Origin of the sequence: Catenuloplanes indicus (assembly GCF_030813715.1) — a bacterium.
Lineage (GTDB): Bacteria > Actinomycetota > Actinomycetes > Mycobacteriales > Micromonosporaceae > Catenuloplanes > Catenuloplanes indicus.
On sequence record NZ_JAUSUZ010000001.1, the window covers coordinates 4,424,904 to 4,450,860 of the forward strand.

Annotated in this window: 25 protein-coding genes and 1 pseudogene; 9 read left to right on the forward strand and 17 right to left on the reverse strand. The window is 72.1% G+C overall.

Going from position 1 to position 25,957, the window contains the following annotated elements:
* Positions 1 to 15 precede the first annotated feature (15 nt).
* Positions 16 to 660 (reverse strand): pyridoxamine 5'-phosphate oxidase, encoded by a 645-nt coding sequence (gene pdxH, locus J2S42_RS19855; RefSeq protein ID WP_307241296.1) that lies wholly within the window; start codon positions 658 to 660, stop codon positions 16 to 18.
* A gap of 105 nt (positions 661 to 765) precedes the next feature.
* On the opposite strand from pdxH, the gene serC reads away from it, so the two are divergent.
* Complete coding sequence (gene serC, locus J2S42_RS19860; RefSeq protein WP_307241298.1) at positions 766 to 1,884, forward strand: phosphoserine transaminase; 1,119 nt, start codon at positions 766 to 768, stop codon at positions 1,882 to 1,884.
* A 207-nt stretch (positions 1,885 to 2,091) separates the two neighbouring features.
* A complete protein-coding gene (gene sepH / locus J2S42_RS19865; protein ID WP_307241299.1) occupies positions 2,092 to 3,180 on the forward strand; it encodes a septation protein SepH in 1,089 nt (362 codons plus the stop codon).
* A gap of 142 nt (positions 3,181 to 3,322) precedes the next feature.
* Here sepH and J2S42_RS19870 read toward each other — a convergent pair whose 3' ends face one another.
* The 6 genes from J2S42_RS19870 to J2S42_RS19895 form a co-directional block, all read right to left on the reverse strand.
* Positions 3,323 to 3,922 carry an ATP-binding protein gene (locus J2S42_RS19870; protein ID WP_307241301.1) on the reverse strand — a complete coding sequence of 200 codons (600 nt, stop codon included), beginning with the start codon at positions 3,920 to 3,922 and terminating at the stop codon, positions 3,323 to 3,325.
* Between the two features lie 360 nt (positions 3,923 to 4,282).
* Positions 4,283 to 4,843, reverse strand: a complete 561-nt coding sequence (thpR, locus tag J2S42_RS19875) for an RNA 2',3'-cyclic phosphodiesterase (protein WP_307241303.1) — start codon at positions 4,841 to 4,843, stop codon at positions 4,283 to 4,285.
* Between the two features lie 9 nt (positions 4,844 to 4,852).
* The gene (locus tag J2S42_RS19880; RefSeq protein ID WP_307241304.1) at positions 4,853 to 5,302 is read right to left on the reverse strand and encodes a hypothetical protein; all 450 of its coding nucleotides are present in this window, start codon (positions 5,300 to 5,302) and stop codon (positions 4,853 to 4,855) included.
* A gap of 136 nt (positions 5,303 to 5,438) precedes the next feature.
* Complete coding sequence (locus tag J2S42_RS19885) at positions 5,439 to 6,737, reverse strand: MFS transporter (protein WP_307241306.1); 1,299 nt, start codon at positions 6,735 to 6,737, stop codon at positions 5,439 to 5,441.
* Between the two features lie 55 nt (positions 6,738 to 6,792).
* On the reverse strand, positions 6,793 to 7,227 hold the full coding sequence (locus J2S42_RS19890) for a MarR family winged helix-turn-helix transcriptional regulator (protein ID WP_307241308.1): 435 nt from the start codon (positions 7,225 to 7,227) through the stop codon (positions 6,793 to 6,795).
* Between the two features lie 131 nt (positions 7,228 to 7,358).
* Positions 7,359 to 8,804, reverse strand: coding sequence for an NCS2 family permease (locus J2S42_RS19895; protein ID WP_307241310.1), 1,446 nt, complete (start codon positions 8,802 to 8,804; stop codon positions 7,359 to 7,361).
* Positions 8,805 to 8,976: 172 nt separating this feature from the next.
* Between J2S42_RS19895 and J2S42_RS19900 the strand changes: the two genes are divergently transcribed.
* On the forward strand, positions 8,977 to 9,258 hold the full coding sequence (locus J2S42_RS19900; RefSeq protein ID WP_307248863.1) for a DUF2530 domain-containing protein: 282 nt from the start codon (positions 8,977 to 8,979) through the stop codon (positions 9,256 to 9,258).
* On the opposite strand, the gene J2S42_RS19905 is transcribed toward J2S42_RS19900, so the two are convergent.
* Positions 9,249 to 10,112, reverse strand: coding sequence for a DUF3027 domain-containing protein (locus J2S42_RS19905; protein ID WP_307248865.1), 864 nt, complete (start codon positions 10,110 to 10,112; stop codon positions 9,249 to 9,251). The two genes, J2S42_RS19900 and J2S42_RS19905, sit on opposite strands and share 10 nt — an antisense overlap.
* A 43-nt stretch (positions 10,113 to 10,155) precedes the next feature.
* Here J2S42_RS19905 and J2S42_RS19910 point away from each other — a divergent pair.
* The 3 genes and pseudogenes from J2S42_RS19910 to J2S42_RS19920 form a co-directional block, all read left to right on the forward strand.
* Positions 10,156 to 11,592 (forward strand): annotated as a pseudogene (locus tag J2S42_RS19910) (MFS transporter); the annotation flags it as partial.
* Positions 11,593 to 12,283: 691 nt separating this feature from the next.
* On the forward strand, positions 12,284 to 12,970 hold the full coding sequence (locus J2S42_RS19915) for a futalosine hydrolase (protein WP_307241312.1): 687 nt from the start codon (positions 12,284 to 12,286) through the stop codon (positions 12,968 to 12,970).
* Positions 12,971 to 13,152: 182 nt separating this feature from the next.
* The gene (locus tag J2S42_RS19920) at positions 13,153 to 13,971 is read left to right on the forward strand and encodes a 1,4-dihydroxy-6-naphtoate synthase (RefSeq protein WP_307241314.1); all 819 of its coding nucleotides are present in this window, start codon (positions 13,153 to 13,155) and stop codon (positions 13,969 to 13,971) included.
* Between the two features lie 26 nt (positions 13,972 to 13,997).
* Here J2S42_RS19920 and J2S42_RS19925 read toward each other — a convergent pair whose 3' ends face one another.
* From J2S42_RS19925 to J2S42_RS19935, 3 genes are all read right to left on the reverse strand, one after another.
* On the reverse strand, positions 13,998 to 14,384 hold the full coding sequence (locus J2S42_RS19925) for a cold-shock protein (protein ID WP_306837240.1): 387 nt from the start codon (positions 14,382 to 14,384) through the stop codon (positions 13,998 to 14,000).
* A 103-nt stretch (positions 14,385 to 14,487) separates the two neighbouring features.
* A complete protein-coding gene (locus J2S42_RS19930) occupies positions 14,488 to 15,102 on the reverse strand; it encodes an HAD family hydrolase (RefSeq protein WP_307241316.1) in 615 nt (204 codons plus the stop codon).
* Between the two features lies 1 nt (position 15,103).
* Positions 15,104 to 15,289, reverse strand: a complete 186-nt coding sequence (locus J2S42_RS19935; RefSeq protein WP_307241318.1) for a hypothetical protein — start codon at positions 15,287 to 15,289, stop codon at positions 15,104 to 15,106.
* Positions 15,290 to 15,410: 121 nt separating this feature from the next.
* On the opposite strand from J2S42_RS19935, the gene J2S42_RS19940 reads away from it, so the two are divergent.
* Positions 15,411 to 17,864 (forward strand): helicase-associated domain-containing protein, encoded by a 2,454-nt coding sequence (locus J2S42_RS19940; protein WP_307241320.1) that lies wholly within the window; start codon positions 15,411 to 15,413, stop codon positions 17,862 to 17,864.
* Here J2S42_RS19940 and J2S42_RS19945 read toward each other — a convergent pair.
* Positions 17,839 to 18,093 (reverse strand): hypothetical protein, encoded by a 255-nt coding sequence (locus tag J2S42_RS19945; protein ID WP_370879208.1) that lies wholly within the window; start codon positions 18,091 to 18,093, stop codon positions 17,839 to 17,841. The genes J2S42_RS19940 and J2S42_RS19945 overlap by 26 nt on opposite strands.
* Positions 18,094 to 18,266: 173 nt before the next feature.
* Here J2S42_RS19945 and J2S42_RS19950 point away from each other — a divergent pair, with 173 nt between their 5' ends.
* On the forward strand, positions 18,267 to 19,925 hold the full coding sequence (locus J2S42_RS19950) for a DNA repair helicase XPB (protein WP_307241322.1): 1,659 nt from the start codon (positions 18,267 to 18,269) through the stop codon (positions 19,923 to 19,925).
* On the opposite strand, the gene ligD (J2S42_RS19955) is transcribed toward J2S42_RS19950, so the two are convergent.
* A complete protein-coding gene (gene ligD / locus J2S42_RS19955) occupies positions 19,922 to 20,824 on the reverse strand; it encodes a non-homologous end-joining DNA ligase (RefSeq protein ID WP_307241323.1) in 903 nt (300 codons plus the stop codon). The genes J2S42_RS19950 and ligD (J2S42_RS19955) overlap by 4 nt on opposite strands.
* A complete protein-coding gene (gene ligD, locus J2S42_RS19960; RefSeq protein ID WP_307241326.1) occupies positions 20,817 to 21,749 on the reverse strand; it encodes a non-homologous end-joining DNA ligase in 933 nt (310 codons plus the stop codon). Before ligD (J2S42_RS19960) ends, ligD (J2S42_RS19955) begins: the two co-directional genes overlap by 8 nt.
* A 115-nt stretch (positions 21,750 to 21,864) precedes the next feature.
* Here ligD (J2S42_RS19960) and ku point away from each other — a divergent pair, with 115 nt between their 5' ends.
* Complete coding sequence (gene ku / locus J2S42_RS19965; protein ID WP_307241328.1) at positions 21,865 to 22,851, forward strand: non-homologous end joining protein Ku; 987 nt, start codon at positions 21,865 to 21,867, stop codon at positions 22,849 to 22,851.
* A 22-nt stretch (positions 22,852 to 22,873) separates the two neighbouring features.
* Here the strand turns inward: ku and J2S42_RS19970 are convergent, their stop codons facing one another.
* From J2S42_RS19970 to J2S42_RS19980, 3 genes are all read right to left on the reverse strand, one after another.
* The gene (locus J2S42_RS19970) at positions 22,874 to 24,037 is read right to left on the reverse strand and encodes a sensor histidine kinase (protein ID WP_307241330.1); all 1,164 of its coding nucleotides are present in this window, start codon (positions 24,035 to 24,037) and stop codon (positions 22,874 to 22,876) included.
* A gap of 86 nt (positions 24,038 to 24,123) precedes the next feature.
* Positions 24,124 to 25,380, reverse strand: a complete 1,257-nt coding sequence (locus tag J2S42_RS19975) for an MFS transporter (RefSeq protein WP_307248869.1) — start codon at positions 25,378 to 25,380, stop codon at positions 24,124 to 24,126.
* A 37-nt stretch (positions 25,381 to 25,417) separates the two neighbouring features.
* A complete protein-coding gene (locus tag J2S42_RS19980; protein WP_307241332.1) occupies positions 25,418 to 25,912 on the reverse strand; it encodes an NUDIX domain-containing protein in 495 nt (164 codons plus the stop codon).
* Positions 25,913 to 25,957: the final 45 nt, after the last annotated feature.

Genomic DNA, 25,957 nt, shown 5'->3' on the forward strand with positions numbered 1-25,957 from the left:
GGGGTTAACGCGGGCTCAGGGAGCCAGCCGTTCGAGCACCCATTCCGCCGCTACGCGCCGGTAACGCAACCGGTCGTGCAGCCGGCTCGGCCGGCCCTGCCAGAACTCCACGCTCTCCGGCACCACGCGCAGTCCGCCCCAGTGCGGCGGGGGCGGGATCTCCGCGTCCGGGCCGAACCGCGCGGCGACGTCCTCGAACGCGGCGTCCAGCTGCTCGCGGCCGGTCAGCACGCGCGACTGCGGGCTGGCCCAGGCGCCCAGCCGCGAGCCGCGCGGGCGGGAGGCGAAGTAGGCCTCGGTCTCCGCCCGGTCGACGCGCTCGATCGCGCCGGTCACCAGCACCTGACGGTGCATCGGGTGCCAGGGGAAGAGCAGCGCGGCGTACGGGTTCGCGGCCGCCTCCGTACCCTTGCGGCTCTCGTAGTTGGTGAACAGCGTGAAGCCGCGCGCGTCCACGTCCTTGAGCAGCACGGTACGGCTGCTGGGCCGGCCGTGCGCGTCCGCGGTGGAGAGGACCATCGCGTTCGGCTCCGGCAGCGGGAACGCCTGGGCCTCCGCGAACCACCGGGTGAACTGCGTGTGCCAGTCGGCGGCCAGGTCGGCGCGACGCAGGCCACGATCGGGTTGATATTCGCGGCGCATGCCGGCGAGCTCGGACATGTCGTGCACGGTAGTCGGCGTACCACCGGATGGTTTTGACTTTTGGTCCGCCGCGGCGATGTGGGATCGTCGTCATCGCACGAGAGACCCCCGGAAGGAAGACCCGTGGCTGACATTCGCATCCCAGACTCCCTGCTACCCGAGGACGGCCGGTTCGGCTGCGGCCCGTCCAAGGTGCGGCCGGAGGCGGTGGAGGCGCTGTCCCGCGTGTCCCGCAGCTACCTCGGCACGTCCCACCGGCAGAAGACGGTGAAGGACGAGGTCGCGCGCCTGCGCCGGAGCCTGGCCGAGTTCTTCTCGCTGCCGGACGGCTACGAGGTGATCTTGTCCAACGGCGGCGCGACCGCGTTCTGGGACACCGCGGTGTTCGGGCTGATCCGCGACCGCGCGCAGCTCGCCACGCACGGTGAGTTCAGTGCCAAATTCGCCGCCGCGGTACGCAGCGCGCCGTTCCTCGGCGACCCGACGGTGATCTCCTCGGCGCCCGGCACGGCCGCCTCCCTGATCGCGGAGGCCGGCGTGGACGTCTACGGCATTCCGCACAACGAGACCTCCACCGGTGTGTCGGTGCCGGTGCGGCGGGTGGCCGGGGCCGACCCCGACGCGCTGCTGCTGATCGACGCGACGTCCGGCGCGGGCGGACTGGACGTCGACGTGGCCGAGTCCGACGTCTACTACTTCGCGCCGCAGAAGTGCTTCGGCTCGGACGGCGGCATCTGGATCGGGCTGTTCTCGCCGGCCGCGATCGAGCGCGCGCAGCAGATCAAGTCGTCCGGGCGGTACATTCCGGCGTTTCTCGATCTGGTCACCGCGATCGAGCAGTCCCGGCTGGAGCAGACGTACAACACGCCCGCGCTGTCGACGATCTTCCTGGCCGCGGAGCAGACCGACTGGATGCTGTCGCAGGGCGGGCTGGGCTGGGCCGCGAAGCGTACGGCGGAGAGCGCGTCGATCATCTACGGCTGGGCCTCGCGATCGTCGGTCGCAACCCCGTTCGTGCCGGACCCGGAGATCCGGTCGAACGTGGTGGCCACCATCGACCTGGACGCCTCGGTGTCCGCGGACGCGGTCAACGCCGTGCTCCGGGCGAACGGCATCGTGGACACCGACTCGTACCGCAAGCTGGGCCGCAACCAGCTGCGGGTGGCGCTGTTCCCGGCGGTCGAGCCGTCGGACGTGGAGCGGCTGACGCAGTCGATCGACTACGTGATCGAGCGGCTTTAGTGGGCTTTTGTCCGCTTTAAGCGTAATCGGTCGCTTAGCGAGATCAATTCCGGCTGGTCAGCGACACGCGGTGTGGCTTACTCCCATCGTGGGAAGATTGCGCGTACCGTGTCCGGGAAGGCCCCGAGTGAATCATGTGGTAAGGCTGAAGTCAGCCAGCTCAGGGGTCAGGCCAGCCCAGCGACACCGACGGGACGGAGGCAACGCATGCGGCCGGTTCGCTTCGTCGCCCTTTCCGAAGACGGCCAGGCCCTGGTGCTCGCCGACGAGGTCGGGCGGCTCCTGGCACTCCCCATCGACGAGCGCATCGCCGGTGCGCTGCACACCGAGCCCGGTGGTGGCGGCGTCGCCCTCGCCGTGGCCGGCACCGCCACCGAGATCAAGGCCACGCTGGCCCCGCGGGACATTCAGGCCCGCATCCGGGCCGGCGAGTCCGCCGACGACGTGGCGCGGGTCGCCGGCGTCCCGGTCGACCGCGTGCTCCGCTACGCGGGCCCGGTGCTCCAGGAGCGGGCCATGCTCGCCCAGCACGCCCGGCGCACCCGACTGAAGACGTCCGAGCGCGGCGCGCCGCTGGCCGAGGTGGTCGACGGCCGGCTGGCCCAGCACGGCATCGACACCGAGAAGATCTCGTGGGATGCGTACCGCCGCGAGGACGGCACCTGGCGGATCATCGCCACCTGGCCGTCCGGCAAGGCCACCGCGCAGGCCTCGTGGGACCTCGACAAGTCCCGTCAGGTGGTCTCGCCGCACGACGACATGGCGCAGTACCTGTGCGCCGAGCGGCCCACGCCGATCCTCGGCCAGGAGCCCGCGCCGGAGCGCAGCGGCCACGGCCTGCCGACGCCTGCCCGCACCGAGCCCGGTCGCGGCGGCCACGGCCTGCCCGGCGCCGCGCCGGAGAAGCCGCGGTCCGGCCGTGACCTCGGCCGCGACCCGATCCGCGCGGGCCGGGACGCGCTGCTCGCCTCGCTCGACCGCCCGCTCGGCCAGAGCTCCGGGCGCTCGCTCGACCCGGCCGCGCTGACCGAGTCGGTCCGGCCGCGGTCCGCGCCCACCGTGGGCGGCGCGGCCTCGCTGCTCGGCGGCGGCGCCGGCTCCGCCTTCGACGACGACGCCGACCTTCCCAAGGAGGTCCCGGCGGTCCCGTCGCTGGCCGTGCTCCGCCCCCGCCGCACCACGGCGAACCAGGGCCCGGGCGAGTCCACCGACGCCTCCGGCAAGCCGCGCAAGCGCTTGCCCAGCTGGGACGACGTCCTCTTCGGCGGCGGGCCGGCGGCCCGCGAGACCAGCTGACCCATACTCGTACGAAACGGCGGCGCGGACCTCGGATCGCGTCGCCGTTCCGGTCTCCACCCTCGTTGCCCGCGGCATGCGCGGCATGACACGCCGGCGGCTCGGCGCCGGCGTGTCCGGTCCACTTACGGCGGCCACGGGGTCAAGCGGTGAACCTTGCGGGCGGATTCAGCAGCGGCAGGCCGAAGTGGGCGATCACCCGGGTGGCGACGTCGGCCGCCTCCAGGTGGGTGTTGTCCAGGCGCAGGTAGTCGGCCCGGCCGTCGAAGCGGCCGCCGGAGTCCAGCTGGTATTGCGCGTCCAGCTCCACCAGCTGGCGTCGGGCCGTCTCCAGGTCGCGGCGGGACGGTTTCTCAGCCAGCCGGGACTCGCCGGCACTGCGGCGCAGCCGCTCCTCCTGGCTGGCTTGCAGCTCGACGTAGTGCACACGTCCGCCGCGCCGGAGGAACGGCTCCGCGAAGTCGCGCACCGCCTGCTCGTCCTCGGGCAGATCGTATGCCCATACGAAAGTGAAGATGAGCCCCGGAAGGTCACTCGCGGCGACCTCCTCGATCAGGTCGCGGCGGAAGCGACCGACCAGCCGGCCGAACGGCGGGCTGCCGAACGGGAAGAAGCGCAGCACCGGCTCGATCGCAAGGTGGTTGTGAAACAACCGCAGACCGGTGCGGGCCGCGATCTCCGCGCCGACGGTCATCTTGCCGGCCGCGGGCGGGCCGAGAATGAACAGCAGCGTTCCGCTCATCCGGCGACGCTAGCCAATCCGCCGCGGTGACGGCGACCCGTTTTCACCGGCTTCCGCCGGCTTCGGACGACCCGCGATCGCGAGCGAAAAACCTGGCCACGACGTTCGCCGCGAAGGCCTGTCCGGTCGCGGCGGCAACGCCGGCCGTGGTAGCCACGTCGACACATTTCGGGCACAGCGCGTCCGGGCTGCCCGGCCTTCCGCACGCGTGACCGGCCCGATACGGTGCGGCCGGCGAGGCGGCCGCACCGCGCCCAATTCAAGATCAATAAGGGCTGGCGGCCATGGACCGGCGCTCGCGCCGGGCACTCGGAACGCGACCACGACGGAAGCGGGAAAGGATCTCCGTCGATACAGGCGCTAGATGTCGTAGCGGCCCATCTCGGTGTAGACCGGGGACGGGCCGAGCCGGCTGCGCATCAGGCGCAGGGTGCCGGCCGGCCACTCCGGGCCCCGATAGGCGTCCAGGGCCGCGTGGTCGGCCGCTACCAGCGACCGGTCGATTCGGTCGCCGGGGCGGGCCAGTGTGAGGTGCGGCCGGAACGGCTTGTCGTCGAACGGCAGTCGGGCTCGTTTCAGCGACTGCCGCACGTCGCGGGCCAGCGACGTCAGGCGGTCCACCTCGCCGGACAGGCCGGCCCAGAGGATGGTGAAGCGGCCGCGGCCGAACCGCCCGCCGCCGGCGACGCGGAGCCGGGCGGACGGCGTACCGCCGGGCGGTGTCGCCTCCCGGAGAGCGGTGTCGACGTCGGGCAGCCGGTCGTCCGGGACCTCGCCGAGGAAGACGAGCGTGACGTGCCACTGGGCGCGCGGCGCGAGGCGGGTGTTCACCGCCGCGGTGCTCACGTGCAGCGTCCGGACGTACGCCGCCAGGTGGGCGCACGCCTCCTCGGGCGGGTAGATGCCGGCGAACAGGCGCACCCGCCGACGTTAACGCGGTGCGCGCAGCACCAGGCCGGCGGCCTCCAGCTCGGACTCGATGCGCAGGCGCTCGATCTCCAGGTCCATGCCGGAAACCGTGTCCAGGTGCTCGGGGACGCCGAGGCAGCGGCTGGCCAGGCGCAGACGTGCGTCGTACGCCCGGAGGACCGCGATGTGCCAGACCAGCGACTGGGTGGCGATGCCCAGCCGGTGTCGGTACAGCCGACGGAGGTCGGCCGCGAGGAATTCGATCGCGGGGGTCGGCGGGCTCGGGTCGGCCGGGGTGCCGTCCCAGCGCCGGTCGAGGCGCCGCAACAGCATTCGGTTACGCATTGTCATGCGCCGGTCACTCCGGAGACCTGCCTCGCCGGAGCCCCGCGCGCACCTGATCGTGATGACGGGCAGGCACAACATCGCCAGGAGCAGGAGTGCCAGCACCACCATGTGCTTCTCGCCCACGCACTGACGGTAGGCGCCGAATGTCAATGATCACTACCGATAAACGGATTGCCGACAAGAATCAGCCACCTGGCTGACTGCGATTCTGCCGATCGGGTGATGGACGACCGCAACCATGCATTCGTGGAACCGGCAGTCATGAAACTGGCGCCTTGGCCTCGGCCGGCGCGACCACCGAGAACCGCGGCAGCGGGCGGAGCGTGAGCCGCAGCCGCTCGCCGGACCGGCGCAACTGCCAGACCAGCGCGGCCAGCGCCGCCAGCAGCGAGATGCCACCGCTCAGCGCGATGCTCACCGCCGGGCCGAACAGCTCCGCCCACCAGCCCGCGATCGGCGCGCCGATCGGCGTGGTACCGAGGAAGACCAGTACGTACAGCGCCATCACGCGGCCGCGGTAGGCGGCGTCCGTGCCCAGCTGCACGCGCTGGTTCGCGGCCTGCGCGAAGAAGATCATGAAGAACCCGGTGGGCACGAGCAGCAGCGCGGCGGCCCAGAACGCGGGCGCGAAGCCGACCAGCACCTCCAGCGCCGCGAACGCCACGCCGGGCAGCAGCACGGTGTAGACCGACGGCCGCGCGGTACGGCCGCTACCGGCCAGTGCGCCGCCCAGCGCGCCGAGCGCGAGCGCGGTGGTGAGCAGGCCGAACGAGGCCGGGCCGGCGTTGAACGAGACCTTGGCCAGCACGGCCAGCGTCACCGGGAAGTTGAACCCGATCATGGCGACCACGGACATCACCACGATCACCAGCAGCAGGTCGCCGCGGGCGCGGACGTAGCGCAGGCCGTCCAGCACGCCGGAGCTCTTCCGGGAGGCCGCGGACACCGCGGCGCGGATCAGGTCCGGCACGTGCATGCGCAGGTACGCGAAGACCGGTGCGATCGCGAGCACGGTGCTGATCAGGAAGACCGGGCCGATGCCGAGCGTCGCGATCGCCACGCCGGCCAGCGCGGGACCGCTGACCCGGGCCACGTTGAACGTGGCGGCGGAGAGCGAGAGCGCGTTCGGCAGCAGCGTCATGCCGACCAGCTCGGAGACGAACGACTGGCGCACCGGCGTCTCGATCGCGTTCGCGACGCCCAGCAGCCCGGCGAAGACGAAGACGTGCCACAACTCGACCGCACCGGCCGCGACCAGCACCGCGAACGCGATGGCGAGCAGCGCGTAGGCCACGTTGGCGGCGATCAGGATGTGGCGCTTGTCGTACCGGTCGGCGAGCGTGCCGGCGTAGAGCGTGAGCAGCAGCACCGGCAGGAACTGCAGCGCGGTGACGATGCCGAGCGCGGATCCGGAGTTGCCGGACAGGTCCAGGACGAGCCAGTCCTGGGCCGTGAACATCATCCAGACGCCGACCAGCTTCACCAGCTGACCGGTGGCGAACAGCCGGTAGTTGCGTACGGTCAGGGATCGGAACGTGGTGCTCAGCGTGGCCCGCACGGGATCGTGCGCCTCCCTCGTCTCGGCGTGTTGAGCTGCCGTGTGACGAGGCGTGTCAGGCGGCCCGGGCAACCCTCCGCATGATCTCGGCGGCCCGGTGGAGGGTCTCCAGATCCTCCGCGGACAGGTCGGCGAGATGGTCGGCGAGCCACTCGTTGTGTGCCCGCTGCACCTGCTCGTACTCCTGCCGCCCCTGCGCGGTGGTGCGCAGGATGACCTGCCGGCCGTCGGTCGGATGCGGCTCGCGGAGCACCATGCCCCGCTCCTCCAGCTTCGCGATGATCTTGGTCATCGTCGGCGGCTGGACGCGCTCGACGTCCGCCAGTTCACGCGGACTGAGCGAACCGGCCAGTTCCAGGCTGGTCAGCGCGGACAGCTGCGCCATGGTCAGGTCGCCGACCGGCCGCGCCTGGCGCAGTCGTCGGTTGAGCCGGGTGATCGCTTCGCGCAGCCCCAGGGCGAGCTGCAGCGCTGTCGTGCGCTCCGCCATCACCGTCCCGCTCCGTCACATTCCTTAGCCTAGCTAATAAGCCTGGCTAACTACCACCGATATGACCGCTCTCACCGGCGATGCCGGTCGCCGGGGAGCTCGGAAAACCGTACCCCCCGGCGCCGCCGTTCCTACAGAAGCGCGGCCTCGATCGGACCGCGCAGGAAATAGAGGACGAAGAAGAACGCCACGCCGTACAGCAGCGGGTGCACCTGACGGGCCTTGCCGGAAACCGCCTTGAGCAGCACGTACGTGATCACACCGGCGCCGATGCCGTTCGAGATCGAGTAGGTGAACGGCATCAGCACGATGGTCAGGAACGCCGGGATCGCGATCTCCCAGTCACTCCAGTCGATCGTCCGGACCGCGGTCATCATCAGGAAGCCGACCACGACCAGCGCCGCGGACGCCGCCTCGAACGGCACGATCTGCACCAGCGGCGACACCAGCACCGCGACCAGGAACAGCGCGCCGGTGACCAGGTTCGCCACGCCGGTCCGGGCGCCCTCGCCGACACCGGCCGCGCTCTCGATGTAGGACGTGTTGCTGGACGTGCTCGCCGCACCACCGGCGGCCGCCGCGATCGAGTCGACGAGCAGGATCTCCCGGGTACGCGGCGGGTTCCCCTCGGCATCGAGCAGACCGCCCTCCTGACCGACCGCGACCATCGTGCCCATCGTGTCGAAGAAGTCCGTCAGCAGCAGCGTGAAGACGAACATCACGCAGACCAGCACGCCGGCCCGTTCCCACGAGCCGAACAGGCTGAAGTTGCCGAGCAGCGACAGGTCCGGCGTGACCGACCAGTCCTTGTCCAGGCTCGGCACGTTCAGCGACCAGCCGTGCGGGTTACCGGCCGGGCCGCCCGCCGGGCCGACCTTCGCGATCGCCTCCACGATCAGCGCCAGCACGGTCGAGGCGAGGATGCCGATCAGGATGGCGCCCTTCACCTTGCGCACCATCAGGACCAGCGTGAGCAGCAGGCCGAGCACGAAGACCAGCACCGGCCAGGTGACCAGCTGTCCGCCGATGCCGAGCAGCAGCGGCGGCGAACCGGCCGAGCCCCGGGCAAAGCCGGCGTCGACGAATCCGATCAGCGCCAGGAACAGGCCGATGCCGACGCCGATCGCGGTCTTCAACTCCGTGGGTACGGCGTGGAACACCGCCTGCCGGAAGCCGGTCAGCACCAGCAGCGCGATGATCACGCCCTCGATGACGACCAGGCCCATCGCGTCGGCCCAGGTCATCTGCGGCGCGATCTCGTACGCGACCAGCGCGTTGACGCCCAGACCGGCGGCCAGCGCGAGGGGGAAGCGCGCCACCACACCCATCAGGATCGTCATCAGGCCGGCGACCAGCGCAGTCGCGGCCGCGATCGCCGGGATCGCCAGGGACGCGCCGGCGCCGTCCACCGCGGCGCCGAGGATGAGCGGGTTGAGCACCACGATGTAGGCCATCGTGAAGAAGGTGGCGAAACCACCGCGCACCTCGCGGCTCAGCGTCGAGCCGCGCGCGGAGATCTCGAAGAATCGGTCGAAGGCGTTGCGGGGCGTCGTTGCCTCTGCCGGTGAACCGGCCATGGGCACCTCACTGGGAATGATCGAGACGTACGGAAGGCGTCATGGTCCCAAACACAGTGCGTCCGCAAAAGCTCACAAATGTTTCGGATACGTACCGCTGACCTGGCGTGGTGCGTCGTGGCCGTACCCTTGGGTAGTGGCCCGATCCTCAGTTCCGCTGCCGACGTCCGACATGACGCCGGATGATCGGCCCTCCGATGCGCCCGGGCCGCGTCCGCGCCCCAGGCCGCTCGACCCGCCGATGGTCCCGTTCGCGGTCGGCGGCACCATCGCCTGGGCCGTCGCCGGGCTGGTCCTGTTCCTCTTCTTCCGCGACTGGCTGGAGTCCACCGGCCGTACCGACTGGCTGTGGATCTGCCTGACCGGTTTGCTGCTCGGCTTCCCGGGCACCGCCACGATGATGCGTCACGACGCGCACCGGCGTCGGCGGCGTGCGGGCTCCGCTCAGCCGTGACCGTACGGCTCGGCGGGCTCGTCGCCCTCGACCGAGCCGGACGCGCGGCTGACCGCCACGGCCTCGACCTCACTGTCGTCGTAGATCGTCGGTAGCTCGTCGACGTGCGCCTCCGGCTCCTGCAGCGTCTCGGAGTGCGCGCCGCAGCCGTGGTCGATGCTGACCGCGCGGCCGTCGTCCGGCGCGTAGAGGTTGCCGCAGACGCCGAATGCCTGCCGCAGCGCACCGGCCAGCGGCAGGTAGAAGCCGCACGAGCCGCACCGGGCCGCGCGCGGCGCGGCGACCGAGATCGGCGCCTCCGGGCCGGCGTCGCCGTCGTACCACCGCTGGGCCGTGTCCTGCCGGCCGAACCGGGACATCACCCGCGGCCGGCTCAGGCCCAGCTCCCAGTTGGCCTCCTCGACCGCCGGGTCGTCCGACTCCAGGTAGCCGGGGGCCAGCCGCTCGTCGTCCGGCGCGGTCGGCAGCAGGTCGCCCACGCCGAGGTCACCTGGCTGCAACCGCTCGTTCCACGGCAGCCAGCCGGGCGCCAGCAGCGCGTCCGGCCCGGGCAGCAGCACGGTCTCGCAGACCGTCACGTGCTTGCTGCGTGAGACGCGCGTCACCGTGACCGCCCACCGCCAGCCGCGGTAGCCGGCGAGGTGACAGTCGAAGAGGTGCGTGACCAGGCGATCCCCCTCGGCGATCACCTCTAGGTGCTCGCCCACCTCCGACGCGTCCACATCCGTGATGGCGTCGCGCGCGATGTCGACGGCATCGGCGCAGACCTGGTCGAGTTTTGCGGGCCGGGCGGCGATCCTGCTCACCCGTCCATTCTTCCCTACGCATCGGCCGCTCTCCCACTTGACCCCGATCGGGCGCGGCCGGGTAGGGCGAATGTGGCCCGGATGGGCGAGGATGGACGGCATGGACTTCCTGGCGCTGTTGATCCGGGGTGTCCGGCTCCTCCTCCGCGGTGCGGTCTCCAGCACCAGGTGGGCCGGGCGGCATGCCGGAGTGGTTCGCGCCAAGGGCGCCGGCGGTGAGACCGGCATGATCCGCCTGATGGACCTGCACGCCGCGTCCGTCGCCGGCGACACGCTCATCACGCTCGGTCTGGCCGGCACGATCTTCTTCGCGGTGCCGCTCGGTGAGGCGCGCGGCAAGGTCGCGCTCTACCTGCTGATCACCATGGTGCCGTTCGCGCTGCTCGCCCCGGTCGTCGGCCCGCTGCTCGACCACTTCCGGCACGGCCGGCGGTACGCGCTGGCCGTCACTATGCTCGGCCGCGCGTTCCTGGCCTGGCTGATCTCCGACAACCTGGACGGGTTCGCGCTCTACCCGGCCGCGTTCGGCGTGCTGGCGCTGTCCCGGGCGTACGGCGTGGCCCGCGCCGCCGCGGTGCCCCGGTTGCTGCCCGCCGGGCTCAGCCTCTCCCAGGCCGGTGCGCGCGGCAGCGTCTACGGCACCATCGCCGGCACGATCGTGCTGCCGCTCGGCCTCGCCGCGGTCTGGGTCGGCCCGCAGTGGCCACTGCGCGTCGCGGCGATCATTTTCCTGGCCGGCATGGTGATCGCGCTGCGGCTGCCACCCAAGGCCGACTCCGAGCCGCCGGAGGCGGTCCCCCGTCCGATCATCGCGATCTTCGGGATGCGGCGCGGCGGACCGCGCGCGCTGGACGGCCCACTGGTCCTCGCGGCCGTGGTCGGCGCGTCCTCGCTGCGTGCGGTCTACGGCTTCCTGCTGCTCTTCTCCGCGTTCGCGATCAAGGGCGACGACCTGGCGCCGATGCTGTTCGGCCGGACCATCGGCGACCAGGCCGCACTCGGCGTGGTCGGCGCCGCACTCGGCATCGGCACGTTCCTGGCCACCGCGGCCGGCACCCGGCTGCGCATCCACCGGCCACTCTGGTTGCAGTCCACCGGCCTGGTCATCGTGGCCGGCCTGGCCGTACTCACGGTCATCCGCCCCACGCTCGCGATGCTGGCGCTGCTCGCGCTGGTCACCGCGGCGATGTCCGGTCTGGCGAAGCTCACCGTGGACGCCACCATCCAGGAACGCATCTCGGAGCGCCTCCGGGCCAGCGCTTTCGCCCACTCCGAGACGCTGCTGATGCTGGCCTGGGTGGCCGGCGGCGCGGTCGCGCTGATCCCGCTCGGCATCCGTCCCGGCCTCGCGGTCCCGGCGATCTTCGCGGTCCTGGCCGCGATCCGGGCCGGCTGGACCGTCACCCGGCTACGCGGCGAACGCCTCACCGGCCTCCCGGCCGCGCCCCTCGGCACACCGGAACTCACCGCAGGCCCTTCCGCCGGTACGCCTGACGCCGGCGCCTCTGAGGCCGGTGGGCCGCAAGCCGGCGCTTCCCACGCCGGTGGGCGGCAGGCCGGCGCGTCAGGAGCCGGCTCGCCGCAGGTCGGTGCTTCCCCGGCGCCGCCGCGCGCACCCGAGGACGTGACCCCGGCGGATCCCTGGGCGCTGCCACCGCGCCGGCCGTCGCCGTACCGCAGCGGCGGGACCGACACCCGCATCGACCCGGCGGGCGCGATCCGCGCCGACGCCGGATCGCGTCCACTCGGTCCGCCCGGCGTCCCGGCCGGTGGCAGCGGCACCGGTCGCCCCGCTGAAGCGGCCGGCTCGGGCGCGGAGGCCAGTGGCGGAAAGACACGATGGTGGCAGCGCTGGAGGCGCGGTCACGAGAGCGCGCCGGCGAACGCCCCCACGGTGCCGGACCTGCGGCGCGAACCGCAGCCGCACCGCGACGCGGGCCGACGGCCGGATGCGGACCCGCCACGCGACGCGGACCGGCCACGCAACCAGCAGCCGCGGGATGCGGACCGGCCGTGGGATCACGACCTGCCGCCCACCCTGATCGACAATCCGCCGACGGCGGTCGACGACCGGGGGGCGCCGCCACCGGGTTTCCATGTCTACCGGCCGTCGTCGTCCGGCCGGAACCGCCCGGAGAAGCCGGACGATTCCGGCCAGGCATGATCGGACGGTGACCACTGAGCCGACAGCCGCCGCCGGGACAGCGAGATTTCAGCCGATGCTGGTGGTGACCGCCGTCGAGCCGGAAGCCGCGGCGGTACGGGCCGGGCTCCCCGCCGGCGGTGCGGCGGTGGTCGAGGTGGCCACGGTGGGTGTCGGCTCGGCCGAGGCGGCGGCCGCGACCGCGCGGTTGCTGGCGCTCGCGGAGGCCGCGGGCCGCCCCTACGCCGCGGTGATCTCCGCGGGTATCGGCGGCGGGCTACCCGGGCGAGCCGTCATCGGTGACACCGTGATCGCGACCCGGAGCGTCGCCGCGGACCTGGGCGCCGACTCGCCCGACGGCTACCTGCCGATCGAACGGCTCGGCTTCGGCACCAGCGTCGCGTACGCGGACGCCGCCCTGGTCGCGCTGCTCCGCGAAGCGTTACCGGCCGCCCTCGCCGGCGACGTGCTCACCGTCAACACGGTGACCGGCACCGCAGTCCGCGCCGGGGAGCTGGCCGGGCGGCATCCGTCCGCGTCGGCCGAGGCGATGGAGGGATTCGGCGTCGCCGTGGCCGCCCGCGCGGCCGGCATCCCCTTCGCCGAGCTGCGCACCATCTCGAACCCGGTCGGCCCGCGCGATCGTGCGGCCTGGAACCTCCCCGCCGCCTTCACCGCCCTGACCATCGCCTTCACCGCCCTGACCGCGGCGCACGCCGCCGCTTTCGCACCGACGACTCCGCCGGACCGACCATCGTCGTGAGCCCCACGCCGCGACGGCCGGGCGGGTGTTTCGGGTGACCGCGGCGGGACCGGCAGGGAGGCCGCCCGCGGCCGACCGGGGCCCGCGGGAGCACTCGGGGCTCAGCCAGGCCGGAAGCGGGACAGCATGAATTTGATCTTGGGTTTTGGCCGGCGTGGGGGTGGACTGGTTACGGTGGCGGGATGGAACCGCTGTCTGTGGCGTATTCGCCGTGTCCGAACGATACGTTCGTCTTCCATGCGCTGGCGCATGGGCTGGTGCCGGGGGCGCCGCCGCTGGACGTGACGTTCGCGGACGTGGACGTGACCAACACGGCGGCGGAACATGGCGAGTTCGATCTGGTGAAGGTGTCCTACGCGGCGCTGCCGTGGCTGCTGGACAAATACGAGTTGCTGCCGTGCGGCGGTGCGCTGGGGCGGGGCTGCGGGCCGCTGCTGCTGGTGAACGACGACCGGCAGGACCTAACCGGTGCGACCGTGGCGGTGCCGGGCGACCGGACCACGGCCTACCTGCTGTTTCGGCTGTGGGCCGGTGAGCGGCAGCCGGCGCGCGTGGAGGTCGTGCCGTTCCACGAGATCATGCCTGGGGTGGCCGCGGGGCGCTGGGACGCGGGGCTGGTGATCCACGAGGCGCGGTTCACGTATCAGGACCACGGGCTGCGGTCACTGGTCGATCTCGGCGAGTGGTGGGAGTCGGACACCGGGCTGCCGATTCCGCTGGGTGCGATCCTGGCGCGGCGCGGGAAGGTCGACCCGGTGGCCGCGACCGGGTGGATCCGGGAGTCGGTGCGGGCCGCGTGGGCGGATCCGGCGGCGAGCCGGTCTTACGTAATGGCGCACGCGCAGGAGATGGACCCGGCGGTGCAGGAGCAACACATCGCGCTGTACGTCAACGAGTTCACCGCGGAGCTGGGCGACGAGGGCTACCGGGCGGTCGACGCGCTGCTCGGGCGGGCGGCGAAGGCCGGGTTCGCGCCGGAGGTGCCGTCGCTGCGGCCATGAGAAAAGGGGCCCGAGGGCCCCTTTTCCTAGATCTCCAGTTCGCGGGCGACCGCGTGCACGACTTGGGCGACCTTCTGCGCGCTCCGCTTGTCCGGGAAACGGCCGCGGCGCAGGTCGGGCTGGATCTTCGCCTCCAGCACCTTGATCATGTCTTCGATGAGGCCGTGCAGCTCCTCGGCGGGACGCCGGCGCAGCTCGGAGACGGAGGGCGGGGCCTCCAGCAGCTTGACGCCCATCGCCTGGGCGCCCTTGCGGCTGTCGACGACGCCGAACTCGATCTTCTGCCCGCCCTTGAGCTCGGTGACACCCGCGGGGAGCGCGCCCTTGGGCAGGAATACGTCGCCGCCTTCATCACTGGTGACGAAACCGTAGCCCTTCTGCGCGTCGTACCACTTCACTCGACCCGTAGGCACCGCGGACCTCAACTCCGTTGGACATGCGGGCGGCCGGAGTGCCGCCCTGTGCCCACAAGGCTACTGACCGCGCCGGTGCGGACCAACCGCAATCCCGGCCGCCTCAGCCGGCTCCGCGGCCGAGGTACTGATCCAACCAGCCGGGGAACTCCGCGAGATCGGTGAGCACCGCGGTCGCGCCGGCCTCGGACAGCTCGGCGGCGCTGCACGGGCCGGTGGTGACGCCCACGCCAGGGACGCCGGCCGTGCGCGCGGCGATCATGTCGGCGGTGTGGTCGCCGACGTAGAGGCCGACGCCGTGCTCCAGGATCGCGGTCGCCTTGCCCTCGGCGAACAGGTCACCGGCGATCTCGTCGACCGGCAGGCCGAGGTGCTCGGCGTGCAGCCGAGCCAGGCGGCCGAGCTTTGACGTGACGACCACCACACGCCCGCCCCGGGAGTGCACCGCACGCAGCGCGTCAAGCGCGCCGGGCATCGGCAGGCTCGGCGCGACCGCGTGGTCCGGGTAGAGCGCGCGGAACAGCGTGACCGCGTCCTCCACCGCCTCCGGCGGGAACCAGTGCGCCAGCTCGGTGCGCAGCGGTGGGCCGAGCCGGCTGACCGCGAGGTCGGCGTCGACCGGGACACCGGTGCGTGCGGTCAGCTCCCGGTAGTTCGCGGCGATGCCGGGCCGGGAGTCGATCAGCGTCATGTCCAGGTCGAAGCCGACCGATATCACGTCAGTGCCCGGAGTCGCTGCGGTGGTACGTCAGACGGTCGACCGGCAGCGGGAACGTCTGGTCGTCGCCGAACGGCGAGGGTGCGCCCGGGCGGTCCGCCGCGAGCTCCGAGATCGGCATGTGACCGGGCTTCGGCTCCCGGGACCGCACCTTCTCCTGGGCGGCGGGCTTCTCCGTCCGTGCCATGCTGCTGCTCCCTAGCTGTCGGTGATGCTTCCGATGAGAATGTTCCCACCGGGTCCTCGTCCGGGGATCATCGTCCCATGGATCTCCAGCGCCGGGCGCGGCCGGATAGCGTTGAAGGACGATGACCACCTCACTCGCGGATCACCTGCGTTCCCGTACCGACGACGAGCTGAGCGATCTGCTCCGCCGTCGCCCGGACCTGACCGTGCCCGTACCCGTGGACGTCTCCGCGCTCGCCGCCCGCGCGCAGTCGCGCGTGTCGACCGCGCGGGCGCTGGAAGGGCTCACCCAGTTCTCGTTGCTGATCCTGGACGCGGCCCGGCTGACCCGGGACGCGGACGGGCACACCTCGGTCGCGGCGATCCTGAGCATGGCACCGAGCGAGGCGGCGGAAGCGCGCGAGGCGCTGGCCGAGCTGCGCGCGCTGTTCCTGATCTACGGCGACGACGACACGCTCGAACTGACGCCCGCGCTGGACGACGTGTCCTCGCCGTACCCGGCGGGTCTGGGCCGGCCGGCCGCGGACCTGAACGCGCGCACCGAGGCGCTCTGCGCAGACCCGGCGAGGCTGCGCCGGGCCGTGCTGGCCGTGTCCCCGTCCGGCCGCGCGGTGCTGGACCGGCTGGCCGCCGGCCCGCCGGTGGGCACGGTCTCCGCGGCCGCGCTGGCCGGGGTGACGCCGGGTTCCGCGATCGGCATGGCGGATGCCGGCCCGGGCGACGACGACGCGGACGAGCCGGGCGGCCCGGTGCGCCGGCTGGTCGAGGCCGGGCTGCTGGTGCCGGTCTCGGCCGAGACGGTGGAGCTGCCCCGGGAGATCGGCCTGCTGCTGCGCCGGGACACCGGCCCGCTCGGCGTGCTGCGCCCGCAGCCGCCGGTGATCACGCCGCTCGGCCGCGACCCGAAGGCCGCGGACTCCGCGGGCGCGGGCCAGGCGATGGAGACGGTACGGCGGGTGGAGGCGCTGCTGGAGGCGGTCGCGGCCGAACCCCCGGGCGTGCTGCGCGCCGGCGGCCTGGGCGTGCGTGAGATCCGCCGGCTGGCGCGGTCGGCCGGGCTGGACGAGGGCACGTCGATCCTGCTGCTGGAGGTGGCGTACGCGGCCGGGCTGCTCGGCGACGCGGAGGCGGCCACCGCGAAGAGCCGCCGGGTGGGCGGCCCGCCCGGCGAGATGATCTGGCTGCCGACCGCGGCCTACGACATCTGGCGTGCCACGTCGCTGGCCCGGCGCTGGACCGACTTGGCCGGTGCCTGGCTGGCGATGCCACGTCAGGTGATCCAGCCGGGCCAGCGCGACGAGAAGGACAAGCCGCTCAACGCGCTCTCCACGGACGGCGAGCGCCCGGGCGCACCGGCGAACCGGCGGGTGGTGCTGGAGGTGCTGGCCGGGCTGGAGCCGGGCGCGGCGCCGACCGGCGAGGAGATCCTGTCGATCATGGTGTGGCGAGCGCCGCGGCGCACCCGTGGCTGGGAGGGCGCGACGCACCTGACGCTGGCCGAGGCCGCGGCGCTGGGCGTGACCGGGCTGGGCGCGCTGACCTCGTTCGGCCGGCTGCTGGTCGAGGAGGAGGCGTCCACCGCCGCACGGGACGCCGCGATGGCCGGTGACCCGCTGGGCCTGCGCGCGGAGGCGGACCGGGAGCCCGGCGACCCGGAGGTGGTACGCGCGCTGGACAACCTGCTGCCCGCGCCGGTCGACCACGTGCTGATCCAAGCCGACCTGTCCGTGGTGGTGCCCGGCCCGCCGGAGCCGGAGCTGGCCGCGGAGCTGGAGACGGTGGCCGAGCACGAGTCCGCGGGCGGTGCGAGCGTGCACCGGCTGACCACGGCGAGCATCCGGCGCGCGCTGGACACCGGCTACTCCGCGGACGAGCTGCACCGGCTGTTCAAACGGCGGTCCCGCACACCGGTGCCGCAGGCGCTGACGTACCTCGTGGACGACGTGGCGCGCAAACACGGCGGGCTGCGCGTGGGTACGGCCGGGGCGTATCTGCGCAGCGACGACGAGTCGCTGCTGACCGAGGCGCTGGCGGACCGGCGGCTGGCCGCGCTGGCGTTGCGCCGGCTGGCACCGACCGTGCTGTGCAGCCCGTACGCGCCGGGCCGGCTGCTGCCCGCGCTGCGCGAGGCCGGGTACGCGCCGGTGCCGGAGGATGCGTCCGGCGCCACCGTGCTGAACCGGCCGAAGGCGAAGCGGGCGGCCGCGCGCGGCTCGCTGGCGGCGGCCGCGTCGGACTCGCTGATCGCGTCTCGGCTGACCCGGCCCCGGCTGCTCGGCATCGTGGAGCAGATCCGGCGCGGCGACGCGGCGGCCCGGGCCGCACGGCGGGCACCGGCCACGGTCCGGGACGCGGAGGGGCAGGCGCACACGCAGGCACTGGCCGTGCTGCAACAGGCGGTCCGGGACAAGGCGCTGGTCTGGGTCGGTTACGTGGACGCGCACGGCGCGACCGCGACGCGCCTGGTCCGGCCGGTGTCGATCGGTGCCGGCTACCTGCGCGCGGAGGACGAGCGCACCGAGATGCTGCACACCATGGCGCTGCACCGGATCACGGCGGCGGTCCTTCCCTCCTGAAGGAAGCGACGATCGAGACGATCAGCAGCGCGGTGACGGCGGAGCCGAGGGACTCGCCCATCGAGTCGACGAGTCCCTGGCGTTCGATGAACAGGCCGTGCAGAAACCAGCCGAACAGCACGACGCCGAGCGTCGCGTAGCCCGCCACGGTCGTCCAGGACACCGGAGTCCGGTCGTCTGCGTCCATGTCCACCCCCGCATAGGTGACCACCCATATCGAGAGTGACATCCGCGCGCCGGCCGGAACAGTGGGAAGACGCGCGCTCGCCCCCGTTGATCACACGAACGCGCGTCACCCCTTTTGAGCAGACGCCTTCGGCAGGTGACCGGTTGCACGCGAATTCCACGGTCGGCCCGATCGCGTGACAGACTGGAGGGTCGCGTGCGGAGGGAGTCACAGCTGTGGCCGATGGACCACTGATCGTGCAATCGGACAAGACGCTGCTGCTGGAGGTCGATCACAAGGACGCACAGGCGTGCCGGATCGCGATCGCGCCGTTCGCGGAGTTGGAGCGTTCGCCGGAGCACGTGCACACGTACCGGCTGACGCCGCTGGGCCTGTGGAACGCGCGGGCCGCCGGGCACGACGCGGAGGCGGTGGTGGACGCGCTGATCCGCTTCTCGCGCTACCCGGTGCCGCACGCGCTGCTGGTGGACGTGGCCGAGACGATGGACCGGTACGGTCGGCTCCAGCTGGTCAACCACCCGCAGCACGGCCTGACGCTGCACGCGCTGGACCGGATGGTGCTGATCGAGGTCGCGAAGTCGAAGAAGCTGGCCGGCATGCTCGGCGCGAGGATCGACGAGGACACCATCGTGGTGCACCCGTCGGAGCGCGGCCGGTTGAAGCAGGCGCTGCTCAAGCTGGGCTGGCCGGCCGAGGACCTGGCCGGTTACGTGGACGGCGAGGCGCACCAGATCGACCTGGCGCAGGACGGCTGGACGCTGCGGGCGTACCAGCGGGAGGCGGTGGACACGTTCTGGGCCGGCGGCTCCGGCGTGGTGGTGCTGCCCTGCGGCGCCGGCAAGACGCTGGTCGGCGCGGCCGCGATGGCGGAGGCGAAGGCGACCACGCTGATCCTGGTGACGAACACGGTCGCGGGCCGGCAGTGGAAGCGGGAGCTGATCGCGCGCACGTCGCTGACCGAGGAGGAGATCGGGGAGTACTCCGGCGAACGCAAGGAGATCCGGCCGGTCACCATCGCGACGTACCAGGTGCTCACGTCCCGGCGGAACGGCGCGTTCACCCACCTGGACCTGTTTTCCGCGCGGGACTGGGGCCTGGTCGTCTACGACGAGGTGCACCTGCTCCCGGCGCCCATCTTCCGGTTCACCGCGGACCTCCAGGCCCGCCGCCGGCTCGGGCTGACCGCCACGCTGGTGCGCGAGGACGGCCGGGAGGGCGACGTGTTCTCGCTGATCGGCCCGAAGCGGTACGACGCGCCGTGGAAGGACATCGAGGCGCAGGGCTGGATCGCACCGGCCGAGTGCATGGAGGTCCGGGTCACGCTGACCGACGCGGAGCGGATGAGCTACGCGACCGCGGAGGCGGAGGAGCGCTACCGGATGGCCGCGACCGCGCGGACCAAGCTGCCGGTGGTGAAGGCGCTGCTGGAGCGCCACCCGGACGACCAGAAGCTGGTGATCGGCGGGTACATCGACCAGCTGCACCAGCTGGGCGAGTTCCTGGACGCGCCGATCGTGCAGGGGTCGACGACGAACAAGGAGCGCGAGCGGCTGTTCGACGCGTTCCGGGCCGGCGAGATCTCCACGCTGGTCATCTCGAAGGTCGGCAACTTCTCGATCGACCTGCCGGAGGCGGCGGTGGCGATCCAGGTGTCCGGCACGTTCGGATCGCGGCAGGAGGAGGCGCAGCGGCTGGGCCGGGTGCTGCGGCCGAAGGCGGACGGGCGGCAGGCGCACTTCTACACCGTGGTCTCCCGGGACACGATCGACACCGAGTACGCGGCGCACCGGCAGCGGTTCCTGGCCGAGCAGGGGTACGCCTACACGATCACGGACGCGGACGACATCCTCGGCCCGAAGCTGCCGGAGTTCTAGGGGACCTCGGGACCGGGCCGCAGCAACGAAGCCAGCAGGTCCCCGTCGGAGTCCAGGCGTGCCAGGACCTCCGCCGGGGACAGCTGGCGGGCCTCGGCGTCCCCGCACGCGATCGACTCCACCTCGTCCCAGGTCAGCGGCGCGGAGGCGGTAGGGTGCGGGAGTGCCCGCAACGAATAGGGCGCCACGGTCGTCTTGAACGCGTTGTTCTGACTCCAGTCGATGAAGACCTTGCCGGGGCGCAGCTGCTTCGCCATCTTCGCCGTGATGCCGGCCGGGACCGCGCGCGCCAGTTCCTCGGCGACGCGCTTCGCGTACCCGCTGATGATCTCGGCGTTTTGAGTTCCCGCGACCGGGCAGCACAGCTGCATGCCTTTCTTGCCGGACGTCTTCGGGTAGCACGCGATGCCGTCCCGGCCGAGCCGGTCGCGCATCAGCACCGCGACCGCGCAGCACTCCTGCAGCCCGGCCGGTGCGCCCGGGTCCAGGTCGACGACCAGCAGGTCCGGGTCGGCGCCGACCCGCCACTGCGGCGTGTGCAGCTCCAGCGACGCGATGTTCGCGCACCAGACCAGCGTGGGCAGGTCGTCCACCACCACGAAGTCGATCTTCTCCCGGCCGTGCGTGGAGTTCGGCACCGGCAGCGTCTCGGTGTGCACCCAGTCGGGCTTGCCGGGCGGTGCGTTCTTCTCGAAGAAGAACGGGCCGGCCACGCCGTTCGGGTAGCGGATCCGGGTGAGCGGGCGGCCGCGCAGGTGCGGCAGTAGCGCGGGCGCGACCCGGGTGTAGTAGTCGATCACCTCGGCCTTGGTGAAGCCGGCGTCCGGGTAGAGCACCTTGTCGAGGTTCGACAGCTCGACCTCGCGGCCGTCCACCTCGACCAGCATCCGGCTACGCATCGTCGGTCACTTCCTCAGGCGATTTATCCGGACGAAGACGTAAAAATCGAGGAAAACGCAGGCGGGCGTCGAGTGTGCGCTGGCCGTACTTGACCTCGACCACCTGAGTGGGGTGTACCCAGATCGCGCCGCGCGCATCCTCCCGGGGCACCTCGGCGAACGGCGACGAGTCGACCACCAGCGGCTCCAGCAGCGCCAGCAGGGACCGTTCGGTCGCCGCGCCGATCCCGCCACCGACCCGGCCGCGGAACAGCAGCCGGCCGTCCGGCCCGGGCACGCCGACCAGCAGGCCGCCGATCCGGCGCACGCCCGGCCGCCAGCCGCCGATCACGAAGTCGCCGGTCAGATCCATCTTGACCTTGATCCAGTCCGGCGACCGGGTGCCCGGCAGGTAGACCGAGCGGAGACGCTTCGCGACCACGCCCTCCAGCCGGTTCTCCTCCGCCACCGCCTGTGTGACCGGGCCGTCCGGGAACGTCGGCGGCACCGCCCAGCGCGGCCCGTCCGAGACCAGCGCCTCCAGCCGCGCGCGCCGCTCCGCGTACGGCAGGCCGGTCAGGTCCACGCCGTCCTGGCGGAGCAGGTCAAAGATCATGTAGGTGATCGGCCGGGTCACCGCGAGGCGCGCGGCACGGGCCGGATCGCGCACGTGCATCCGCTCCGCGAGCAGCTGGAACGACGGACGGCCCTGGTGCAGCACCACGATCTCGCCGTCCAGCAGCGCGTCGCCGAGCAGGCCGCCGAGCGGTGCCAGCTCCGGATAGGCGACCGTGATGTCCGCGCCGGACCGGGCCGCGAGACGCAGTGCGCCACCGGCGGCGTCGGCGAGCGCGCGAACGCCGTCCCACTTGAACTCGAACGCCCAGCCGGCACCCGCGGGCAGCTCACCCGACGTGGCCAGCATCGGGCGTGGCCCGGCCGCCATGCGTCGAGCCTAGGCCCAAAACCTCGCGGGATGTGCCGATCGGTGCGATCCTCGTAGATACCGGGCCAAACGTCGGGCGGGGGTTCCGGCCGGTCAGCAGCGGTTTGGAGCGACAATGCGGGCTATCTGGAAGGGTGCCGTCTCGTTCGGCCTGGTGTCGATCGCGGTACGGCTCTTCTCGGCCACCGAGGAGAAGGACATCCGGTTCCACCAGGTGCACCGGGAGGACGGTGGCCGGATCAAGTACAAACGGGTCTGCTCCGTCGACGGCGAGGAGGTCAAGTACGACGACATCGCCAAGGGGTACGACATCGGCGGCGGCGAGATGGTGGTGCTGACCGACGACGACTTCGCGGACCTGCCGCTCTCCACCTCGCGGGCGATCGAGGTGCTGGAGTTCGTGCCGGCCGACCAGGTCGACCCGATCCTCTACAACAAGGCGTACTACCTGGAGCCGGACGGCGCCGCGACCAAGCCCTACGTGCTGCTGCGCGAGGCGCTCGGCGACGCGGACCGGGTGGCGATCGTCAAGGTCGCGCTGCGCCAGCGCGAGCAGCTCGCCACGCTGCGCGTCCACGACGACGTGCTGCTGCTCAACACGATGCTCTGGCCGGACGAGGTGCGCGCGCCCGACTTCGGCTTCCTCGACGACGACATCGAGGTCCGCCCGGCCGAGCTCGCGATGGCCTCGTCGCTGATCGACTCGATGGCCGCGAACTTCGATCCGGACGCCTACAGCGACAACTATCGTGCGGCGCTGCAGGAGGTCATCGACGCGAAGGTCGAGGGCCGGGAGATCGTCACGCCGGAGGAGGAAGAGGAAGCCGCGCCGGCCGCGACCGACCTGATGGCCGCGTTGCGCGCCTCGGTGGAACGGGCTCGCGCGGCGCGCGGTGAAACCACGAGCGGCGGCAACGGTACGAAGAAGGCCGCCTCGGGCTCCGGCGCGAAGAAGACGGCCGCGAAGAAGTCCGGCGACGGGGCGGCCCCGGCCAAGAAGGCGGCCCCCGCCAAGAAGGCCGCCGCGGCGAAGAAGACCACGGCGGCGAAGAAGACCACAGCGGCGGCGAAGAAGACCGGCGCCGCCAAGAAGGCCTCCTGAACGCCGTGCCCGCGGATGGTCGTCAGGTGTGGCGGCCGGGGAAGGTGATGCGGATGTCCGTGCCCTTCCCCGACTCGCTCTGCAGCGCGATCGTCGCCGCGTGCGCGTCCAGGATGACCTTCGTGACGGACAGGCCCAGGCCCGCACCGGCCGACTCGCTGTCCCGCGCCGCCGCGCCCCGGAAGAACCGCTCGAACAGCATCGGCTGCTCGTCCGCGGGGATGCCGATGCCGGTGTCCCGGATCCAAATCTCCGGCGTCGCGCCGTCGCACACCTCGACCGTCACCTCGCCGCCGGCCGGCGTGAACTTGACCGCGTTGGAGAGCAGGTGACCGAGCGCCTCGCCGAGCCGCGCGCCGTCCGCGCTGACCCGGGCCTCGTCGCGCCGGGTGACGTTGATCGTCACGCCCTTCGCGGCCGCGGCGCCGGTGGCGGACTCGATCGCCGACTCCGCCACGGAGATCAGCGTGACGTCGTCGCGGCGCAGGTCCAGCGCGCGCCCACCGGCGTCGCCGACCTGGGACAGCAGCATCACGTCGTCGACCATGCGCAGCAGCCGGCGGGAGTTGCGGTCGATCGCGCCGAGGAAGCGGTCCATCTGGCTGCGGGACAGGCCGTCGCTGTCGATCAGCACCTCGAGATAGCCGCGGACCGAGGAGAGTGGCGTGCGGACCTCGTGCGTCATCATCGTCACGAAGTCGTCCCTCATCCGGTCCGCCAGCGCCAGTCGCTGCCGGGCCCGATCAAGTTCGCGCAGCTCACGGCGCATGGCCAGCTGCCAGGCCGCCTGCCGGCCGAGCGTCTCCAGCATCTCCAGCTGGTCGTCGCCGAGCATGCGCGGGTGATCGTCCAGCACGCAGAGCGCGCCGAGCACGTGACCGTCCACGATCAGCGGTACGCCCGCGTAGAAGCGCAGGTACGGCACGCCGGCCACCAGCGGGTGCGCGGCGAAGCGCGGGTCGCGGGCGGCGTCCGGCACGATCACCGGCTTGGCGTACGCGACCACGGGGTGGCAGAGGGACGTGCCGGGCGGCAGTGCGCCGAACGTGGCCACGGCCCGCTCACGGTCCGCGTCGACCAGCGTCAGCGAGCTCATCGGCACGCCACAGACGTGCGCGGCGACCCGGACCAGATCGTCGAAGGCCGGTGCCGCCTCGTCCCCGGGCGCGTGTACAGCAGCCTGCATCTGTCGGTGATCCCGTCCGTGGGCGTTGCCGGCGGCGCCGCGGTTCCGTCCGGGCGCCCTGGTCGACCCTCCCATCGGCCGTTCGGTCAGGTGGTTGAGCGCTCTGCCCACTCCCGGTCGGCCGCGCGCTTGCGTTCGAGGCCGTCGCGCCCGTCGTACCGGAGGAAGGACGGCAGCGCGGCCGCGAGCGCGACCGTGCCGAGCACGCACAGGATGCCGCCGGTGACGATCGAGCCGCTCACGCCGGTGACCCGGGCGACCAGGCCGGCGCGCGTACCGCCGAGCAGCGGCCCGACCGAATACGAGATCATCTCGATGCCGGCCAGGCGCCCGCGCAGATGGTCCGGGATGGTCTGGCCCCAGATCGTCATCCGGAACACGCCGGAGATCATGTCCGCCGCACCGGCGAACGCCAGGCACGCCACCACCAGCCACAGCTCGCCGGCCAGGCCGGCACCGATGATGCCGACGCCCCAGGCACCGGCCGCCAGCACCACCATCAGGCCGTGCCGGTGGATCCGCCCGGTCCAGCTCGACGTGAGCGAGGCCAGCATCGACCCGATCGCGGGCGCGGCGTAGAGCAGGCCCAGCACCTCGGGGCCGCCGAGGTCGTCGGCCAGGAACGGGTAGAGCGCGGACGGCATGGCGAAGAACATCGCGTTGATGTCGACCAGGTACGTGCCGAGCAGCTCCGGACGGCTGCGCGCGTACCGGATTCCGGTGACCACGGACCGCACCGACGGGCGCTCCGCGGCCGGCGGCGGAGGCACCGCCCGCACCAGCCACAGGCAGCACAGCGACACCACGAACGTGAGCAGGTCGAATGCGTACACCCAATGCAGGTCCACGGTCGCCATCAGCACACCGGCCAGGCCCGGGCCGGCCAGCTGCCGAACCTGGCCGCTGAGCGAGTTCAGCGCGATCGCGGCGGGGAGCTTCTCCAGCGGCACCACGCGCGGGATCGTGCCCTCCAGCGCCGGGCGCTGGATGCCCTCGAACGCGGCGGCCAGCCCGGCAACCAGGAAGAGCACCCACAGGTGCGCTTCCGCCAGCAGCGAGTTGAGCAGCAGGACCAGCGCCAGCATCGCGAGCGCGGCCTCGCTGATCAGCACCAGCCGGCGGCGGTCCACGTAGTCGGCGAGCGCGCCGCCGACGAACGACATGAAGATCAGCGGCACCAGCTCGGCCACGCCCAGCAGACCGACCATCAGCGGGTCGTCGGTCATCTGCGCGACCTGGTACGGGATCGTGATGAGGCTGATGTACGAGCCGAGGCCGGAGACCGTGGACGCCGAGAAGATCAGCCGGAAGTCACGCGAGATCCGAAGCGGCGAGAGGTCCATCACGTACCGGAATCATTCCGGATCTTGAGGGGCCGGGCTACTTCATTACGAGCCTTCCGGTCCGCTCGAACTCCGCCAGGTCGTCAAGCGTGCGCTGCACCGTGCCCGGGATCGGGAACGGTGGGTCGGCGGGGTCGAACCACATCGCGTCCAGGCTCTCGTCCGTCACGCGCTGTAGTTCACCGTCCCACTCGTCGACCCGGAAACCGGTGACGAAGTGCTGGTAGGTATGACCCCACATGTTCGTGTACGTGTAGTCCGCGCCGGAGTACATCGCGTACGGCGTGACGCGGTGCGCGTTCAGCCCGGTCTCCTCCTGCACCTCGCGGATCGCGCACTGGGTGATCGACTCGCCCAATTCCATCGCACCGGCCGGCAGCGCCCAGTGCCCGTTGTCGGAGCGCTGGATCAGCAGCACCCGACCTCGGTCGTCGCGCAGCACCGCGCGCGCGGCGATGAACATCAGGACCCGATCGCCGGCCAGCTCGCGAATCTGGCCCATGTACGAGTCCGCCCACGGAATGCTGACCATGTCCGCAGTTTTTCACAGCGCCGGAACCCTTCCGCACTGTGACCC

Bases quoted from the DNA above. Each gene is read 5' to 3' on its own strand.
- pdxH (WP_307241296.1), bottom strand. From the start codon at position 660: ATGTCCGAGCTCGCCGGCATGCGCCGCGAATATCAACCCGATCGTGGC.
- sepH (WP_307241299.1), top strand. From the start codon at position 2,092: ATGCGGCCGGTTCGCTTCGTCGCCCTTTCCGAAGACGGCCAGGCCCTG.
- J2S42_RS19870 (WP_307241301.1), bottom strand. From the start codon at position 3,922: ATGAGCGGAACGCTGCTGTTCATTCTCGGCCCGCCCGCGGCCGGCAAG.
- J2S42_RS19890 (WP_307241308.1), bottom strand. From the start codon at position 7,227: ATGGCGGAGCGCACGACAGCGCTGCAGCTCGCCCTGGGGCTGCGCGAA.
- J2S42_RS19895 (WP_307241310.1), bottom strand. From the start codon at position 8,804: ATGGCCGGTTCACCGGCAGAGGCAACGACGCCCCGCAACGCCTTCGAC.
- J2S42_RS19900 (WP_307248863.1), top strand. From the start codon at position 8,977: ATGACGCCGGATGATCGGCCCTCCGATGCGCCCGGGCCGCGTCCGCGC.
- J2S42_RS19915 (WP_307241312.1), top strand. From the start codon at position 12,284: ATGCTGGTGGTGACCGCCGTCGAGCCGGAAGCCGCGGCGGTACGGGCC.
- J2S42_RS19920 (WP_307241314.1), top strand. From the start codon at position 13,153: ATGGAACCGCTGTCTGTGGCGTATTCGCCGTGTCCGAACGATACGTTC.
- J2S42_RS19935 (WP_307241318.1), bottom strand. From the start codon at position 15,289: ATGGCACGGACGGAGAAGCCCGCCGCCCAGGAGAAGGTGCGGTCCCGG.
- J2S42_RS19940 (WP_307241320.1), top strand. From the start codon at position 15,411: ATGACCACCTCACTCGCGGATCACCTGCGTTCCCGTACCGACGACGAG.
- J2S42_RS19945 (WP_370879208.1), bottom strand. From the start codon at position 18,093: ATGTCACTCTCGATATGGGTGGTCACCTATGCGGGGGTGGACATGGAC.
- ligD (WP_307241323.1), bottom strand. From the start codon at position 20,824: ATGCGTAGCCGGATGCTGGTCGAGGTGGACGGCCGCGAGGTCGAGCTG.
- ligD (WP_307241326.1), bottom strand. From the start codon at position 21,749: ATGGCGGCCGGGCCACGCCCGATGCTGGCCACGTCGGGTGAGCTGCCC.
- ku (WP_307241328.1), top strand. From the start codon at position 21,865: ATGCGGGCTATCTGGAAGGGTGCCGTCTCGTTCGGCCTGGTGTCGATC.
- J2S42_RS19970 (WP_307241330.1), bottom strand. From the start codon at position 24,037: ATGCAGGCTGCTGTACACGCGCCCGGGGACGAGGCGGCACCGGCCTTC.
- J2S42_RS19975 (WP_307248869.1), bottom strand. From the start codon at position 25,380: ATGGACCTCTCGCCGCTTCGGATCTCGCGTGACTTCCGGCTGATCTTC.
- J2S42_RS19980 (WP_307241332.1), bottom strand. From the start codon at position 25,912: ATGGTCAGCATTCCGTGGGCGGACTCGTACATGGGCCAGATTCGCGAG.